Origin of the sequence: Pseudoalteromonas sp. S2755, from assembly GCF_005886535.1 — a bacterium.
In the GTDB taxonomy this organism is placed as follows: Bacteria; Pseudomonadota; Gammaproteobacteria; order Enterobacterales; family Alteromonadaceae; genus Pseudoalteromonas.
Genome location: NZ_PNDS01000069.1, coordinates 58,625 through 77,231, shown reverse-complemented (window position 1 = coordinate 77,231; position 18,607 = coordinate 58,625). Strand labels below are relative to the sequence as shown.

Genomic DNA, 18,607 nt, shown 5'->3' with positions numbered 1-18,607 from the left:
ACAAAGTGTGATCCCGCCGTGTATAGTGATGGGTGTCACTTGCTTCGTTGCACTGTTTGATGCGCAAAAAACCAATATGCTTACCGCTGAACCTGATACGGGCTTATCGGCAACCTTGGGCCAAGTTGAAAGCCAAGGTATTGAATTTCAATTAACGACTGAGTTAACAGACGAGACTGTGCTCGCGCTTGCTTATACTTATACCGACGCAAAAACCGCAAATGATGTGATTAATGCAGACTGGAGCGTGCCTATCCCCAAAGGCTCACGTTTGATCAATATTGCAGATCATATTGGTCATGTTTCACTAAAGCATTACACCACTTTTTTAGGAAAAGAATCCTATCTTGGGGCAACGAAAATTAAATCGCTTAAATCGCTGACACCCACCACAACATAGGTTCAAACTGTGCTGGGTGTCTGTGTTATTCGTGTTATTCGCGTGTTATTCTTTTGTTGAGTTCTTTTTGGTTCATTGCCTTGTCATACAACTTTTAACTCATGAGTCCAATCTTTCCATGAAATTGACTTGCCCGGCAGCACTATTTTTGAGAAAGGCCACACCGATTGAAGCCAGTTTAAGATAGTCTGATAAAGTATTTTTTCTAACGCAATACTATCATCTCGAATCCACAAGTAGACTTCGCAGTCATAATTTAGTGAACGGCTTGGATCTATATAAACAGAGCCTAGACATTTTTCTTTTGAATTGTTAAATACAGAATATGCAAAAGCACCCCTTGATTCAAACTCTTGTTTATGGACCTTTAAGCTTTCTATATTTTCTTCGAGGGTCATATTAACTTTAGGCCACTCAGTTTCAGGGCCAAATATTCCTTGTAGTCTTTTTTGACTGGACATTACAGCTTCAAAGTCTAACTCAGCAACTTCCTCTTCAAGCACTCTGAAATGAAAATTTTCACTATCAAAAAACGTCGGAGGCTGGAACGATTCAGGAATAAAAGGATTGGGCATACTCAGGGCTATCCGTAGTCGTATAACATTTAAGTATTTATGCGATACACAGTTTGTGTTGCATAATCGCTTGTTGGACTGAGCCGTTACCTGCTCGGTGTGACAGAGTTGGTGTTGCTTATGCTGTGGGCTTACTTAGAAAAAATAGACTTTTTAGAGGCTTTATCGCCCCTAGCTAGTTTGAACAGCTAATCTATTATTATTTAAGCTTTCCCTGCATTGCTCAGCGTTTATTATGTATTCATTACACCTAAATTTGGCTGGATAAGCAATTATATTTTTATAAGTACAGATCGCGGACACCCGCCAAAATTGTTGTGGGTGTCTATATTAGTCTCGGGTGTCTATGTTAGTCTCTTAGGTGTCTATGTTAGTCTTTACGATTAGTGCAAGCGGTAAAGCCAAAAAAGTAGCCGTGATTGCCTGTGTTCGCAAGATGGTCGTAACCCTAAATTCGATACTCTGGGATGGCGTCACGTGGGACGAAAACACAGCCAAAAAATAGCTATTGACGGCATACTCTCACCGCAAATTTTTAACCAAGTAATGTAAAGCTGTAGATAATGGGTAGTCTTCTAACGTCATTTGGCAGGAATAACCATTCTTTTCATAAAATGGGCGAGCTTGAAAACTAAATGTCTCGACTTGGGCATATTGGCAACCTTGTGACACGGCATGTTCTTCAAGTCGCTTGAGTAGACGTATTCCCATGTTGCTTCCGCGCAATGATTCTGCGACCCACAACAGCCTAACGTGGAGCCAATTGCCCCAAATTTCCGCGGTAATACCAGCTATCTTTTCTTGTTCATCGTTGTAAACATAGATCGCAACTGGTTGCTCAACTATACCTTCAAGATGCTCATCATTGAACTTTCTAAGATGTGAGCGAATCTCCTCAATATCGCTAATTTTAGGACTCGAATCTAGCTCAATTTTCATAATTTCCCCTTGTATGGCTAACATTTAACAGTGCGCAAATTGGGCATATTTCTGATTTACAATCGCGTATATTTCTGAATGGTTTAGTTTTAGCAAGATTGATAATTCATTGCCAGCATTTTTAAAAATGCAAGTGATGGATTTTTTGAGAAAGATAAATTGTGCAACTGCGGATTCTTTTGAATATGGGAGAAAGCTAATAGTTCAGAAGCTAAAAAGTAAAGGTTTTATAGAAAACCAATTGACCTCACAGCTCATGGCAGGCTATCAGCTCAGATATGCGTTATTACATCTTAGATGTGCCAGCGCATGCCTTATCCAAACCTCAGGTTAAATAATATAATTAACACTCAGGGCTATGATTTATAAAAGCTTTCTAACTTATCTAAAAAGTCGTGCAGTTTTTGGTTCATTTCGTCATAGTTATGATTCAGTAAAAACCTCTGGTTTATCTACAAATCGATACTGTGAAGCGTCACTGAGGTCGTCATTTTCAATCAGTGATGCGACGATATCTCTGGTAAATTCCATATGGCACTGAAAACCGTATACTAGGTCTCTGTAGGCGACAATTTGCCTTGGGCATCCTTCGCTATATGCAATCACTTGTGATCCATTGGTCAGCCCTGGCATATCATTATGCCAATGACCGACATCCAACACTTTTCCAAAATGACTAAATAGTGGGTGTGTCATCCCAGCTTTCGTCAAGGTTATCGGGTACTTTCCGATTTCACGTTCAGGGCTAGGTTCAAATGTTGCATCTAACGCTTCACCAATGAGTTGCGACCCTAGGCATATGCCAAGCACAACTTTTCCGGCGGTAATTGAGTTCAAGATGACTTCTTGCTCACCTTTTGCATCGAAGTGCGGACATTGCTTAATAGTTGTCGACGGATCTTGAGGTCCTCCCATGACAATCAAGAAATCTAAGCTTTCGATACTTTTTGGGAGCGCTTCTCCTAGATAAACTCGCGAGTAGGTAATGGTATGGCCGCGTTTATTTGCCCACGATTCATAGGCACCGGGCGCTTCAAAATGTTCATGAACGATAAAGTGAATATGCATCTTTGTGCCTTTTAATTTGCGATAGGCTGTAGATGGTATACTAAATTCGGGTGGCGTAATTTATACTAACAGACGTTTAATGTTGATAAGTCGCCAAGATGCAAGCTAATGACCTCATAGAAGGTTCTTCTGATAAACAAATCGTAACTAAAACGATTAATATGGCTTCTGGCTATATTGATGACTTTCACTCACATTCGTGGCATCAAATTGTGTTTCCTTTGCAGGGGCTGTTGCAATCAAGTATCGGGGATAAAAGCGGGATCGTACCTCACAATGGTATGCTCTACATACCCGCAAATACAGTGCATAAATCCATAGCGATTACAGATACACAGTTTTTGGCGATTTACCTTAATCCCGACAAATATGTTCAGTATGGAGATGAACCAAAATCCTGTCTGGTAACGCCATTTATAAAAGCATTAATACTGCTTCTATTTGAAAACGAGACGCTCACTCAAGCAGAGTCCAATATCACACATTTGCTAACCGTATTGCGAGATCAGATCGAGATCGCAAACCGTTATGAAATACCCCTACTCATACCTACCGATAAACGTCTTTTATCCATCTTCTTACAGCTTAAAGAGCAACCGGATCTGCCATTTACGTTAAAGGAGTGGGCAACAAAAGTGGGCGCTTCTGAGCGCACTTTGTCGCGATTGTGCTCGAGGGAGTTTTCTCAATCATTTTCACGGTGGAGACAAAGTGTAAGGTTAGTTTTATCTTTGCAATTGTTAGAGTCGCAAAAGAGCATACAAGAAATTGCTATCGAGTTGGGATACGCTTCTGACTCTGCGTTTGTGCAAGCGTTTAAGAAATTGTTCAACCAAACACCGAGAAAGTACAGAATTGCCAACTTACAGCACAACGTAAATTTATTTTGATCAACTTCTACCGCTTGCTCGCGACTTGCACTAGAGACGAAAGTATCTTATCGCGAATGCTTTTAAGTTCTTCTCGCTTTATGTAGTCTAGGTGAGATTTGATTATTGGAGGCATTTCGCGATGTTGCGAATTCTTTTATGTGCTGGCTTAGGATTAGCACCAAGTTTTGGGTTAGTTGCCAAAGAGGTAATGACCCCAGACAAGCTTTGGCAAGTAAAGCGCGTAAGTGCGCTTGGGTTATCTAAAGACAACACCCATGTGATTTATCGAGTTACAACGCCAAGCGTTGAAAACAATGACTTTGATAGCAAAGTTTATCAAGTGCCGTTAAAGGGTGGGGCGTCTCAGCTTTTAAGCGCGTATCAAGGAATATTGTCAGACGACAACATTTCGCCAGATGGTAGCAAAAAACTATTTCATGACACTGTAAATGTTGAAGCTGTGCTGGCCACGGATAGACATAAAGCGCTTACGCAAGCAGATGCTTATGTGTTTGATGATTTAAACTATCGCCATTGGGATACCTGGAAAGACGGCAGTGTTAAACATGTGTTCTATCAGGATCTCATTACAGAAGAAAAAGTCGACATCATGAAAGGGATGCCTTTTGATAGTCCGACGTCACCATTTGGTGGTTCAAGCGATTATGTTTGGGGTCCAAAAGGTGAAAATATCTACTATGTTAGTAAAAAGCTGACTGGTGCCGAATATGCGAGCAGTACCAACACAGATATTTATCGTTATAACTTAGCCAGTAAGAAAACCACCAATCTAACTGAACAAAACTTGGGGTATGATAAAAGCCCTGAGTTCTCGTCGACTGGGCAATTGGCTTTCTTACGTATGGATGAGCCCGGTAACGAGGCGGATAAAAATGACATTATCGTTAAGTCGGGTGACAGAGAAGTCAACTTAACTGCGCATTGGGACGGCACGGTAAGCAGTTTTGAGTGGAGTCATGATGGTAAGCATATTTATTTTATTGCACCTGTTGACGGCACAATCCAGCTATTTCAAGTAGCGGTGAACACCAAAACCAAAGCTAATCCAAAAATTAAGCAGCTAACTAAGGGCATGTTTGATGTAAATAGTATTGTTGCCGCCCTAGATGATCAGCTAGTGGTTACTCGTAATAGTATGAATCAAGCAAAAGAGATCTTCCGCTTTGATCTGAATAGCAAAAAGCTTGTTGCGCTGACAAATGTGAACGAGGCGTTTTATGCTGATTTGGATTTACCGAACGTTGAAAAACGAATGGTGAAGACAAAAGACGGCGAAGACATGCTAACTTGGGTTATCTACCCACCTAATTTTGATAAGCGTAAGCAATATCCAACGCTGCTATACCTTCAAGGTGGTCCGCAGTCACCGTTATCACAGTTCTATTCCTTCCGCTGGAACTTCCAAGTGATGGCATCACAAGGGTATATTGTGGTTGCGCCAAACCGTCGTGGTATGCCTGGGCACGGTGTGAAATGGAACAAAGACATCAGCCAAGATTGGGGTGGTAAGGTAATGCAAGATTACCTTGACGCTATCGACGATGTTGCGAAAGAGTCATATGTTGACAACAAACGTATCGCGGCGGTTGGTGCAAGTTTTGGTGGTTACTCTGCGTTTTACTTAGCTGGTAACCACGATGGTCGTTTCAAAACCTTTATCGCACACTGCGGCATTTTTGATTTGCGCAGTATGTACGGTACAACCGAAGAAATGTTCTTTGTGAACAACGAATTGGGTGGCGCGTACTGGGAGAAAAACAATGCGGCCATCAGCAAGGCATACAATCAGTTTAACCCAATCAGCTATGTGGATAAGTGGGATGCTCCGATGTTCGTGATCCATGGTGGTAAAGACTACCGTGTACCGCTGGGCCAAGGAATGCAAGCCTTCCAAGCTGCTAAACTACGTGGCTTAAAGAGCCGTTTCCTTTATTTCCCTGAAGAAAACCACTGGGTACTGACACCGCAAAACGGAATAGTCTGGCAGCGTGAATTTTTCAAGTGGTTAGAAGAAACGTTATAGTTGATGCCACGACTGTCAACAATGAGTAGTTAAGAAAATGCCAGATCACACAGTGTGTAGTCTGGCATTTTTGTTTTGCAGTTTAACCTTGGTGCTGTGCTAGTATTGTCGTGCCCAAAAATTGAACTAGTCAAAGGAAAATAGAAGGAAAATTAAATGATTAAAAGGATAATAAGTAGTCTTTGGTTACTTATGTTGGCTGTGAATACACAGGCAGCTGAAGAAGCGTTAACGATTGATAGTGTAGTGCCTAACAATATGGAACTGGCTTTTCCGAATGATGCCAATATTTACCCAGATATCAGTGACTTCAAGGTACTTAACGCGGTACTAATGAGTAACGAAAACGGTGAACGCTGGGCAATGATCACGATTAAAAATCAATCGAGCGGGCGTCGGACATTAACACAAAAACACCTGCTGGCACTAACAGCAAACGGGCAAAGGATCGCGCCGATGAAGCTTTCTGAAAGCTTTGATGGCGGTGAAACGCTTTCACTCACACTGGCTTTCGGTGAGAACAAGTTTCCGTTGCTTAACGTGTATACGCGTAATTAATAAGCCTTAGTAGCATCATTTTTTACAACCATAGTCACTGTGCTAAACATTGCGACTTAGGTAACCATGTTTGTTAGCACCTGATATTTAGCCTCTGACAAACTCCGATAGATCCACATCAGCAATTCATCAATTAAAAATAAGCAATGCATCAAGTTTTAAAAGTTTTTGTTTCATAAGCTTACCCAAAAGTGGAGAAAAGCATGAAAATACTTTTAAAAAGTTTGATGTGGTTAAATTGCGCGTTGTTTGCGTTAGTTACTCACGCTCAGATAGCCTCAAAATTACAGCATATCACTGTGAGTTCAAAGTTAGTGGGAGGGCCTGTTGATGTACAAATATATTTGCCTTTTGATTTTGATGTTAACCGAAAAGAGCCATACTCAACACTTTATACAACTGCGGGAGAGAGCCGTTTTGATGTACTGAAAGCTGAAGTGGACTGGTTGAGTCACACTAGTTTTTCACCTATCCCGCAACTTGTGATTGTGCGAGTGCCCAAATTGAATTTTGCTGGGGCTGACAAGTTATCTGACCAAGCGTATTTTGCCTTGCTAGCTCGCGTGTTAGCAAGTGAAGTTGAACCAACACTAATACGGCAATTTAATCTTTCGCCGTTTAAAGTCATTGAAGGGTACTCAAGCAGGGCGGTGATTGCCTTGAATTTATTAGGAGAAATGCCCGGGTATTTCCAAGGTGCAATATTGTCTGCGCCAATTTGGAGTCAACTTCCCAAGCAACTAAAAGAAGATATTAGTGACAACATCGCCAAGGGCAAACTCACCAATAACCTATATATCAGTCTTGGCAGCTTTGACGAAAATAGGCCGTTTTTTGCTGCGCTCGCCGTTTCAAAACGACACCAACACTTGATGTTGGAAGACTTAAGTCAACATCATTATCATGTAGGCGCACAGCTAGCGCTAAGACATGGATTACAACATATTCTTGGTACAATAAAGCTTCAAGATTATGCTCAATTTGACAAGTCTGGCCTAAATGGGTTGCGAGAATATCACCAAAAACTAGAACAGCGCTATGGGTACTCGATTGATATTAAGGCCAATCAGCTTGCTCTAGGGCAATATTTATTTGCGCAAGGCAATACAATACTTGGAAAAAACGTGTTCGATGAGCTACTTACGACTATGCCTAACTCTGTTATTTACAATTTACGTTATGGGCAGACTCTTTTGAATGCGGGCGATACAACACAAGCAACACTTCAGCTAAAGCGTGCCTTGCTGTTAGCAACAGAGCAAAAAAATGAAGAAGCCAAGCAGTATATTGAACAAGTATTGTCTCGGCTTTAGCGTTATTAAGAGTGATATAAAGGTGGCGCACATGTGTGAGCCACCTTTATATTAGTGGTTTTCTGGTTCTGTTATTTTTACTTTAACTTGGTTTGCGCTAAGTGTTTTTGGTGAGTCAGCTAAAACCTTAAAAGGATGTAGTTGAACATCTGTGATCAAGCGAGTCTGCTCGTCGGATCTGCCCAATGTGTCCAAAACTTGCGTGTTGATGTTATAGCGCCAGATAGTCGCCTGTTTGTCGGGAATAATCAGCTCATTCCCACGTAGGTAAAAACGCCAATGCAAGGTAATTTTGTGTGTTATTGGCTGGGGTTTGAGCGAATTGTTGACGAGTACTTTTAAGTTCGGCTCATCTGGTGTGGCTATATAGGCAGTACCGTTTTGCTGTATTTGTGCCCAGTGAACCTGCCCCTGATAAAGTCGCTGTTTATGGTTGGTTATAGGGTCGAAAAGTACTAGCTGTCTATCACCAAGATCATTGATGAGAAGGTAGTTACTTCCTTTTATTTCAATTGATTGCATTATAATTTGCTTTTCAAATAAAGCAGGAAAAACTTCAACGCCAGTGACTAAATCGATTTTCAGTAAGCTTTGTTTTGATGCTGCCCACAATTGTTTTCCATCGGCTGTCCAGACAAAAGACGAGATATGTCTGTTATGGGTGAGTGGGATCTCTTGTCGTTCTTGCTTTAACCAAACTTCATTGGAGCCTGTACGATTAGAGAGAAATGCAATGGCATTTCCACTTGGTTGGAATTGCCCTGATAGCTCGTCGTAGTGGCTAATTGTAAGTCGGCTTGTAGAGAGGTTGTCTTGAATATTAATCTGCTTTTGTTCTCGGACTTGTGTCGCTAAATATTTGTTATCTTTAAGATATTCAGTAATGTAAAACGATTCTGAGCCGATTGCAGGAATGGTTTGTACAAGCTGGAGGTTTTGGAAAATGTAGAGCGCAGATGCGGTTGAAAGTAGATGTGTTGTATCTGGCCCATCTACTAGCACTGGCGAACGATCCAATTCTACACCAGACAATTTTTCTTGTTGAAGAAGAGAAAGCTCATTTTCTCTGCTAATCATATAACTAGAGAGATAAGCCTCTTTATCTGGATCTTGGGTGAGTAAAGTAAGTTGATCTTCATTAAATGAGGACGCTAAAATTGTTGCAGTTATAGGTAAAGAAGTAAATGTGACTAAATCTGAGTGCGGAGTAAAAAGGGCATACCCGTTATTGGCGATAAGTAACACTTGATGACCAACCCAGTAGGCTTGCTGTACTTCGCTATTCAAGCAAGGAGAGATCACTTTTCTGGCTGCAAACCTTGGTAACACGACGATAGCTTGATGACACTTAGCTTGTGACTTTGTTTTGCGTGTTTCAATGAGTACTGCTTTTTTACCATCTTTGTTAAGCTGAGGTCTGCCAACAAAATCCAATGCACGGGTAACTAACTTAGTTGTCTGGAAATCCAAATCCTTTACTTTTAGCTCCGCTGCTTGCGGCGTTTTGGCCACATATAACAACCTTCTACCTGAGGTGAGTGTCGCAGTGCTTTCCAACTCCAATCCGTAACTTACAGGTGTAACCTCTGAAAGTTGGAAATTAGCTTTTGGCATAGTTGAATAGATAAACAACATACCGAAGAGGGTGATGAAAGCTGCGAAATAGAGAATATAGGCTCTCAGCTTTTGGCTTAAATTAGTATGCTGATCCCCAACTTGTAAACGATAGCCCTTTTTATGAAAAGTCTGGATAATACGTTTATCACTATCCCCAAGTAGTTTTCTAAGCTGAGCGATACATCGTTGAAGGGCATTTGGTGCGACGACGGTATTTTGCCATACAGAATTAAGTAGGTGCTCTTGCGTAACAAGCGTGCCGCGATGCTGATAAAGTATTTCAAGTACTGCCAGCACCTTTGCCTCTAATTTGATTGTCTCATCAAGGTAGGTAAGTTCACCCGTGGCTAAGTCTAGCTTACGGTTATTTATTGTTATCATTATTATTTGGGAGCAGCAGTCGATACAGCTAGTCTATCTTGTATTGCCTATAAAAATAACCCATCAAGAGCTATTTAACTTTAGCAACCGTACCTTTATTAGAAAATTGGATCAGCAGGGTGCTGGTTCATTTTTGAATTATAAACAGCCCCCTATTAATCGCGCTTGGCAGCCAAACCGCTAACTGCGCTCTCAATAGTTGAGTCTCCATATTCATGCGCTTAGCACAGTACGTTATTGCTTCTTGATAGCGCAGCGGTTTTTCTCTCAAGTGCAGTAATAAATCCGCTTGCCAGTCATTTAATACATTCATTTTGATGCGATATTGTTGGCGCGATATTGCAATATGCGTTTGCTCAGGCGTTGGCAAGGTGTACGGCTTTGCTTGCTCAAGCTGGGTTATAAGTGGAAGCAAAGGGTAATCGGTTTGAATAAGCTGTACGGATTCTGGCACCGATATGACAAAGTCTTCGGCAATGCCGCAAAGGAGCTCAATCTCGTTTATTAGTGCGGTTGATTGCTCGGTTTCCGGTCCTGGTTTTAACAGTGCAAGCGCTTTGGCTCTTTCAAACTTAGCCAGCTCTGAAGGCAAGCTAAACATCGCTTGCTGTTGGGCATTAAAATCACCGCTAGGTTTAGTGTGTGCTAAAAAATCAGCGAAGCGCGAGCCTAGTTGATGTAGTGTCCAAGACTCTGAGGGTAAGGTGACGATAAAGGCTTTGGCGAAGGTGTCGAATACTTCGTCGCCCATAAACTGGCAAAGTAGAGCAAACTCTCCCCGAAGACATTCTACTAAACGCATCACATAACCTGCAGCATAGATGTCTACTCTTCTCATGGCTCCTAGTGTTTTACTACTTTTTACACAGTCGTGCAGTGTTAAGCCATGTGGGCTTGCAGCGGTATTGAGTTTTTGTGGTAGGTCGCCTCGCACCATTAAAACGGTGCTAAGCCACTGCTGAGTTTGCGTTAAGTCTGGCGTTTTCATTATGTTAATTCTGCTCGCTCTTTGACGATTGGAGTTGATAGCGCGTTGGCGCTAGTAACAGTATCTTGCTTTGGAATATGCCCTGTTAGTACCAGTTTTGCTTTGTTTAACTCATCAACGAGCTCCGGAAAGTTGGGAATATTGGCGTCCCATTCCAGTAAGGTAGACACGCCACCCGTTAACTGCTGGGCTAACTGGTAAAGTTGCCAAACCTTGGCGGGCACTGGCTGGTCATGAGTGTCTATTAAACAATCACCGCAGTCACTAGGACCGGCAAGATGGATTTGAACGATGTGTTTATGGGGGAGTTGACGAATAAACGCTTTGGCGTCAAAACCATGATTAAAGCTACTAACAAAAACATTGTTTACATCTAACAGCATACCGCAGCCTGTTGCGGTGACTAACTCACTAAAGAACTCACTTTCAGTGAGGGTTGAATGTTGAAATTCAAGATATGTTGATGGGTTCTCAAGCACCAAAGGCCGCTCTAAAAAATCCTGTACTAGATCAACACGGTCGATAACGTGTTGTAGGCTTTCGTCAGTTAATGGCATAGGTAAAAGATCGTGACTATTCAAGCCAGCAATGCCCGTCCAACACAAATGATCAGAAATAAGCTGTGGCTGAACGAACTCACCTAACTCCTTGAGCTTGCCTAAGTACTCAAAGTTAAGTGGATCGCTGCTCCCAATATTCATTGACACACCATGCATCACTAGCGGGTATTGCTCCTTTAACTGAGCGAGCACATGCCGGCCATAGCCGTGATTATCTATATAGTTTTCACTGATGATTTCAAACCAGTCGATGCCGAGTGATGTACCGCGCTCTAAATGGGACATAATAAAGGGATAGTGCTGGCTTCTTAGGCCAACACCAAACCCCAAGTCGGTTAATTTTTCGATAGCGGACGCAGCAAGCTGCTGCGTCCGAATTGGACTTGTCATGCTACCTTTCCTATCAAGTTGATGGAGGAAGTGCTAGACGAATGTCTGAAGGTTTTGGTTTATCTATGGGGGTATTGTCCTCGTTCAGCAACCCATTAGCATTACAGTAAGCCTGCCATGCGATATCGTATACCGCGTCTCCTTTTTTGTAGGGCATAAAATCATCGTATTGACCTTTTATATTTTTGTATTTAATCGGCGAGAAGGTATTATCTTTTAAGTTAAACTTAAATAGTTGCATATCATATTCTTGGTCTTCACCTGAAAGCTCTGGGAAGAGTTGAGAGGCTGAGATAGGCACTGCACAGCCACCCAAGTTATTACACTTATTATCTGCAGGTGCACTTTTTGGCCCTGTTGATACGCTACCACCACAGCTACCGCCGGGCGTAGTGCTATGAACAAAACCACAACCACCTTGTGCTTTACAGTCGTTACTTCCCTTACAACTGTGATAGACCTCAGGCGGTGGTAAGTCATCTGAACCGATATTGGTATAGCTCATTCCTTGGCAGGCATGATAAAGGGTGTTCGGATTTTGCGGGGCGATACCCGTCACTAAATCTGGCGCGATTCCCGTTGTTGCCCAGCAAATCGAAATCCTATCGCCTGAGCCTCCCATTGCGGGGCCCGGAAATTCACTGGTTTTACCCGACCAATAACGGTCAAGTGCTGTAGTTAGACCTTTAATCGTGCCTACCGCAGATTGACTGAATAATTGATGCGTATTGCCAATATTGGACGAGAGTTTAAGGTTGTTAAGCGCTTTTACTACACTGCTGACGCAAGGTAGATTTGGGTTTTGCTTAACTGCTTCATCACCGCCGTTGGGATCCAATAACGCCTCATTCCAGCTATTACCCTCAGCAAACCAAGTTGACCATGTCATATAACGTTCGTCCGATTGACTTGAAGGCTTCTCAAAGTCGACAATGAGCTTCATGGTATCGGTAAATATTTGAAAGTGATCTTTGTATTTATTAGTGATCCGCGCACAAGCCGAACCCGAAATTGGGCCTTCACTGCAGCTTGCGGGATAATCCGCCTTCAATGCTTCTGCACTAGGTTGAAACTTCTCTTCTACGGTGCTGAGGTGGATATCATCCGCTTTAGCCACTTTAGCAGCTAGGAGGTTTTGTGCCCATTTTTCATCTGCCCAGCGTTTACAAATCATTTCTGCTACACCATCACCTTCACCTTGATCAGTAATGGCATTTACATTATTCATTAACGCTTCTTTTAATGCAGTATGATCTTCTTTTACGTTGAGTGAGCCTTTAATGCCAGGGAATTGTGGCTGATAATCTTTGTTACCTGGGCGCTCATTAAAATAGTCACGTTGAATGGTTGCGTAGTCGAGCAAGCTGGTGCCATCGTCATATTGGATCTGAATATAATCCCAATAGCTGAGGTACATGTGTCCAATCGAACCAAACAGCGGTAGGTTTTTCTCAGTGTAATCTGGTTTCCACCAATCATAAGGTGCTTGCTCAAAATATTTTGGCCGTTTTGTGTCTTTGTTTGGCTCTAAATATTGCTCTTGGATAATTTTCTTTGCGTTTTCTTCCGTTTCTTCAATTAACATAAAAAGTAATGTCTGCTCTTTGTTGAGCTCAGTGGCATTAACACGAAGATCTTGTAATGTTTTATTTGGGAAAATTTGCTTAAAGTAAGCTTGAACTTCAGGGCTTAATTTAGACAAATCATCGCTACAATCAGCAAAGTCCAAAATGTGTGGAATACCACTTTGATTGTTATAGCACTTCCAACCAAACTTCTCGTCAATTAATGCTTGGCTAGTAAAGCTTGGTGTGAGGCCCAATTTGCTAGCCATGTTTGAGGCCAGTTGTAAGTGCAGCATTTCTTCAATAAAAACACTATACACACCGTTAAACACTTGCTGGTTCACAGAGAGTTTAAATGCGTCTTTTTGGTTGTTTGGGTCGTTATTGTCACCAACCAAAGCATCGATATTAAAAAGCGGTTTAAGCTCTACGTCGTAGCCTTTGTTTAGACGGTGCTCTGGTATATATCCCGCTGTTGGACCAAGTCCTGGCCAGTAGCGACCGGGATAAAGATTTGAAGAGTCCGCAATCTGATGTGTACCTTGAATCGAGTAGAGGCCGGTCATATAAAGTGGGATCGTGAATAACTCCACGTTAATAGCTGCTTGTGCAATTGCTCTCAGACAAGATAAATCAGCAGCCTTATACTCGCTATTGCGTGCTTTAATTTGTTGTTTTTGTGCACTGCTTAAGAAGATGGAGGCATCAATTTCTTTATCTACTTCTACCGATGGGCCTGTTTTGTTCTGCACATTCATAGTTTGCTCCTTTGTGACGGTGAACGTTGTGCAATACCACTGGCTTAAATAAGTTAGGATGTAGACTATTTATCCAAGATAACTCAAAATTTAAGCAAGTTGATGTAGGTGAGCGATGAACACTCGTTATAAAAAGTAGTCGTAAAAAGAGATAAGATCGATTACGAGATATTACATGGTGGTAACTTTTTAATAACCTACTTAAGGAGGAACAACACGAATAAACTGAAAGGGATAAAAGAAGTGGCTTAAAGTCAAAGCCTTAAGCCACTTCGAGGAGCTAAGTTACTCGCTCAGAACTTAGATGGCGCTGGAGGCACTGTCAGTGTTTTCTTCGGGCTATCTTTTAACTCATTCAACAGCTCCTTCACTGCACGCTCGACCGACGGGTCTTTACCTGCATGGATCAGTTCAGGTCTATCGATCACTTCGATGTCAGGGCTGACGCCCTCATTTTCGATGATCCAATTGCCTTCATTATCAAGAATGCGGAAGGTTGCAGCGATAACCTGACCTCCGTCAACAAGACTTGGATTACCTGAGATACCGATAAGGCCACCCCAAGTGCGAGTACCAATTAGTTTGCCAAGACCTGCCTGACGGAAGTAATAAGGTAGAGCATCACCGCCTGAACTTGAATAGCCGTTGATCAACATCGCTTTTGGACCATCGTGAGCAAACTGTGGAGTTCTTGTTGGCTCAACACCACGACGTTTCCAGTAATTAAGCGGTTTACGAGCAAGCCAAGTGATCATGTGCTCAGGGATAAAGCCGCCACCGTTATATCGGTCGTCGATGATCAGCGCATCTTTACTCGTTTGTGGCATAAAGTTCTTAAATAATGAACGGTTACCATCATAATGAGTATTTGGTAGGTGAACGTAGCCAATCTTACCGTTTGATAGTTTATCCACGTAGTCTGCGCGTGATTGAACCCATGCCATGTAACGTAAGCCTTGCTCGCTGGCGACAGGTTTTACCGTGGTTTTCCAGCTATCATCAGCGCTTGGTGATTTACTCAATACCAACTCAACTTGCTCGCCTTGGGTATTTTCAAGTAGCTCGTAAAAGTTAACTACGTCTTTTACCGAGCGACCATTTACCGAGATGATGTAATCTCCCGCTTTGGCATTCACGCCGGTTTCATCGAGTGGTGAACGGTAGTCTTCATGCCAGTTCTCACCTTTGTAGATACGCTCAATTTTTACGTAGCCAGACTGATGCGCGCTTATTTCTGCGCCAAGTAAACCATGCTTTTTGCGTTCGGCTGTTGGGGCATCACCAGATTGTACATAAATGTGACCTGCATTGATTTCTCCCGCAATTTCACTAAGTACATAGTCTAAGTCGCTACGGTGTGCGACAGCGCTGGCAAGTGGTTGATATTTATCTAAAGTTGCATCCCAATCTTGACCGTGGTGATGCTCGTCGTAGAACCAATCACGCAATGTACGCCAGCCTTCCACATACATTTGTTGCCATTCAACTTTAGGGTCGATTTTCAGTGTCATCTTAGATAGGTCAAGCTGACTGCTCTTTAAGTCCTGTTTTGGCTTAGGCGCTATAACACTGTAATTATTGCCAGCACGAGCAATTAGATGCTTACCACCAGCGGCAACCTTATAGCTGCTCACCCCTTCGGCAACCGTCTCTAGTTTGCTATCGGGTTCTGTGCCTAGGAGCTTCAACGCACCGCCCGTTAAGGTTAGTACGCCACCTTCAACACCTGTAAGCGAACCGTAGTTACCCGCTGGGGCTGAGAGTGATACAACCCGCGACATAAAGCCGTTGGCCTCAATGTAATTTTCTTGTTTGTCACTGTCTTTTTTCGTCTCGCCGTCTGATTGAATGCTTAGCTCATCACTTTCAAACGCGTTTAATGGCTTGATATGACTATTCACCGCAACGCTATAAATGCGTGTGGCATTATTAAACATATAATCAAATTCATAGCTGCTAAAGGTGAGGTTATAGTCGCGCTCAGAAGTGAAATAAATGTAGTTACCGTCAGGAGAGAAAGTCGGGTTACGCTCACTGGTCATGTTGTCAGTCAGGCGAGTGACCTTTTTATCCTCAGTATTATAGTGCCAAAGCGAGGCGTAGCGGTTTTCATTGTTCTTAACAAAAACAATATCTTCACTGTTTGGCGACCAAGTATATTCGGTTAGACCATCTTCGTCGTATTTGGCGGTGTCAATTTTATGCATATCGCCAGATTTCGCATCAACCCACCATAGCGTATGGTTTTTATCAGCAAAGAGCAGTTTGCTGCTATCAGCCGACCAAATTGGCGTAAAGCGCCAGATGGTACCATTGTCAGTTAACTGGATGGTTTTGTTGTTATTTGCTCTATCTTTTAGATAGATCTCATATTCACCTGTTTTATCACTCATGTAGGCAATATAACGACCATTTGGTGACCAGCTAGCTTCAATTTCGCGGCCTTCTGGCGTGTAAGAAAGGTTGCGAGTTGGGCCCTGTTTTACTGGGACTGAGAATAACTCACCACGGGCAGTAAACAATGCACGCTTACCATCGTGTGATATATCCATTGAATCAATAAAGTCGCTAACGTTTTTACTATATGGCATGGCATATTGACGCACACCTGAAACATCAATTTTTAGCTTCTTCGCGGTCTTTGTCGCTTCGTCAAAGCGATATAAATAGCCGCCATTTTCGTAAACAATGGCATCTGGTCCAGCTGATGGCCAAAGCACGTCAAAGTCTTTGTGGTCAGTCATTTTTATCGGTGACTTACCATCGCGATATTTATAGAGGTTGAGCGTGTAGTCACGATCAGACACGAAGTAAATACTGTCATTCACCCAAGTTGGTTGCTGGTCGGTTGCTTTGTCAGTCGTAAGTTGTTTGGACGTATTATTTTCAAGATCGTAAATCCAGACATCCTGCGCTCGACCACCACGAGAACGTTTCCAGGTTCTAAACTCTCTGTCGATTGGCGTATAAACATACTTGCTACCATCAGGGGAGAGCATACCACCACCGGTTTCTGGGATGGCCATCGGCTGCTCAAGTCCACCCTCTACTGGCACCATATATGGGCGACCCATACGTTTGCCCCATGGTGTGCGATTTGCTCTAAAAACGATATGTTTGCCGTCAGGCGTCCAGTCCATCACACGATAATCAAAACCACCGCGGGGAGGCATTGGGCCTACGTCGTTATAATATGTTAGTTGTTTTAAACCAGAACCATCGGCATTGATCACATAGATCTGGCGGCTGCCATTATATTCAGCGGCAAAAGCGATTTTGCTGCCATCTGGTGAGAACTTAGGGAAAGTTTCAAAACCTACATGGTCGGTCAGACGCTGACTTTTACCTGTGCTGGTATTAGCAATATAAATATCACCAGCATATACAAAAGTGACTTTATCTTTGTGAATATCAGGAAAGCGGAGTAGGCGGGTATCTTCGGTCTGATACGCTGAAACAAAAGGCGCGGCTGCCGCAGCAATGGCAAGCACGAGTGTTTTTATCTTCATCATAATATAGGCATTTCCGTTATTATTTTGATACATAATAACGATTGGTAAGTGAAATGCACCCAATTTAGATGAGTAGCTTGTTTCAAAATGTGAAAAAACACCCCAACGCGGAGTGTGGTCGCGAAGAGGTGTTGAATAGTTGGGGGAGGTACGGATGTACCTCAATCATGTGTTGATTTAGAACTGAGCAACAAAAGTTAGGTTGCTTGTTTCACCGCCGTCTGTGTCAACTACACTACCTTTAAGGTAGTAAGTGTCGTTGAAGAAGTATTTAGCTTCTACCGCTAAGTCTGAGTCATATGAACCTAGACCAAGCGCAAAGTTGCGAGTGAAGTAGTAGTTTGCAAGCACGTTTGTTACGTTATCGTCAAAACCATCAGTATCAATACGGTTGTGCTCTACATCAATTGTGAAATAGCTGTCACCACCAACGTGCATGAAGTAACGTGCACTTAGGTTTAGAAAATCAAATTCGTCTTCAGTTTCAACTGTGAAACCGATGTAATCTGTAGAATTTAGTTCGTGATTGTACTCAGCTTTGAACCAAGTAGTATCACCGTTTTCAAACTCTTCTTGGCGAATGCTTAGCTTTAGGTTGTCATTGTAAAGGTAGCCAAAACCGAAAGAGTAATGGTCGTCAGCTTCGCCAAGATCTGCGATGCTAGCAGTTACAAACCATTCTTTAGTGATAAAGCCCTCACCACGTGCTGAGAAAGCATTTGAATAATCATCGTTAAAATAATCAACGCCTACATTGCTGTCCGTATCAAGGTAGCCAAAATCATCCCATACGCCTACTGATTCTTGAGGTGCGAAGAAATAGCGAGAAGAAAGCATCAGTGCGCGGTTGTCAGAGCCATCATAATCCGTGTAACTAGCGGTGTTGAACCACTCTTTTTGTACGTTACCCGTGTTAGCCTGAGCTGCTGCTGAAACAAGTAGTGAAACAGCTGCGATAGATAGTAGTTTTTTCATAGTCATCCCTTTAATTTCCATATATTGAGCTACATCGACTCAACGGCGCGCATGGTAGTATTAGAAATCTGAACGGAAGCTGACAATAATGA

General features: G+C 42.5%; 13 protein-coding genes and 2 pseudogenes. 6 read left to right on the top strand and 9 right to left on the bottom strand.

Annotation, left to right across the window (positions count from 1 at the left end; genetic code table 11):
• A partial coding sequence (locus CWC03_RS12775; RefSeq protein ID WP_249314030.1) for a TonB-dependent receptor domain-containing protein occupies positions 1-400 on the top strand: 400 nt, incomplete at its 5' end.
• An 83-nt stretch (positions 401-483) separates the two neighbouring features.
• Here CWC03_RS12775 and CWC03_RS12770 read toward each other — a convergent pair.
• On the bottom strand, positions 484-975 hold the full coding sequence (locus tag CWC03_RS12770) for a hypothetical protein (RefSeq protein ID WP_138582235.1): 492 nt from the start codon (positions 973-975) through the stop codon (positions 484-486).
• Positions 976-1,363: 388 nt separating this feature from the next.
• On the opposite strand from CWC03_RS12770, the pseudogene CWC03_RS12765 reads away from it, so the two are divergent.
• A pseudogene (locus tag CWC03_RS12765) lies at positions 1,364-1,480 on the top strand (IS110 family transposase); the annotation flags it as partial.
• A gap of 17 nt (positions 1,481-1,497) precedes the next feature.
• Here CWC03_RS12765 and CWC03_RS12760 read toward each other — a convergent pair.
• Both CWC03_RS12760 and CWC03_RS12755 read right to left on the bottom strand, forming a co-directional pair.
• The gene (locus tag CWC03_RS12760) at positions 1,498-1,914 is read right to left on the bottom strand and encodes a GNAT family N-acetyltransferase (protein ID WP_138582234.1); all 417 of its coding nucleotides are present in this window, start codon (positions 1,912-1,914) and stop codon (positions 1,498-1,500) included.
• 356 nt (positions 1,915-2,270) lie between these two features.
• Positions 2,271-2,982, bottom strand: a pseudogene (locus tag CWC03_RS12755) (type 1 glutamine amidotransferase).
• Positions 2,983-3,080: 98 nt separating this feature from the next.
• Between CWC03_RS12755 and CWC03_RS12750 the strand changes: the two are divergent.
• From CWC03_RS12750 to CWC03_RS12735, 4 genes are all read left to right on the top strand, one after another.
• Positions 3,081-3,872, top strand: coding sequence for a helix-turn-helix transcriptional regulator (locus tag CWC03_RS12750; protein ID WP_138582233.1), 792 nt, complete (start codon positions 3,081-3,083; stop codon positions 3,870-3,872).
• 121 nt (positions 3,873-3,993) lie between these two features.
• The gene (locus CWC03_RS12745; protein ID WP_138582232.1) at positions 3,994-5,898 is read left to right on the top strand and encodes a S9 family peptidase; all 1,905 of its coding nucleotides are present in this window, start codon (positions 3,994-3,996) and stop codon (positions 5,896-5,898) included.
• Between the two features lie 156 nt (positions 5,899-6,054).
• Entirely contained in the window at positions 6,055-6,456 is a 402-nt protein-coding gene (locus tag CWC03_RS12740; protein ID WP_138582231.1) for a hypothetical protein, read from the top strand.
• Between the two features lie 203 nt (positions 6,457-6,659).
• The gene (locus CWC03_RS12735) at positions 6,660-7,769 is read left to right on the top strand and encodes an alpha/beta hydrolase-fold protein (protein ID WP_138582230.1); all 1,110 of its coding nucleotides are present in this window, start codon (positions 6,660-6,662) and stop codon (positions 7,767-7,769) included.
• 51 nt (positions 7,770-7,820) lie between these two features.
• Here CWC03_RS12735 and CWC03_RS12730 read toward each other — a convergent pair whose 3' ends face one another.
• The 6 genes from CWC03_RS12730 to CWC03_RS12705 all read right to left on the bottom strand — a co-directional run bounded on the left by CWC03_RS12730 (position 7,821) and on the right by CWC03_RS12705 (position 18,515).
• Complete coding sequence (locus CWC03_RS12730) at positions 7,821-9,767, bottom strand: winged helix-turn-helix domain-containing protein (protein ID WP_138582229.1); 1,947 nt, start codon at positions 9,765-9,767, stop codon at positions 7,821-7,823.
• Positions 9,768-9,894: 127 nt separating this feature from the next.
• Positions 9,895-10,755 (bottom strand): HvfC/BufC N-terminal domain-containing protein, encoded by an 861-nt coding sequence (locus CWC03_RS12725; protein WP_138582228.1) that lies wholly within the window; start codon positions 10,753-10,755, stop codon positions 9,895-9,897.
• Entirely contained in the window at positions 10,755-11,705 is a 951-nt protein-coding gene (gene bufB / locus CWC03_RS12720; RefSeq protein ID WP_138582227.1) for an MNIO family bufferin maturase, read from the bottom strand. Before bufB ends, CWC03_RS12725 begins: the two co-directional genes overlap by 1 nt.
• Before the next feature lie 13 nt (positions 11,706-11,718).
• Positions 11,719-14,028, bottom strand: coding sequence for a ferritin-like domain-containing protein (locus CWC03_RS12715; RefSeq protein WP_138582226.1), 2,310 nt, complete (start codon positions 14,026-14,028; stop codon positions 11,719-11,721).
• Positions 14,029-14,321: 293 nt separating this feature from the next.
• Entirely contained in the window at positions 14,322-17,573 is a 3,252-nt protein-coding gene (locus CWC03_RS12710) for a S41 family peptidase (RefSeq protein ID WP_171040250.1), read from the bottom strand.
• Positions 17,574-17,717: 144 nt separating this feature from the next.
• Complete coding sequence (locus tag CWC03_RS12705; protein ID WP_138582224.1) at positions 17,718-18,515, bottom strand: putative porin; 798 nt, start codon at positions 18,513-18,515, stop codon at positions 17,718-17,720.
• Positions 18,516-18,607 lie beyond the last annotated feature (92 nt).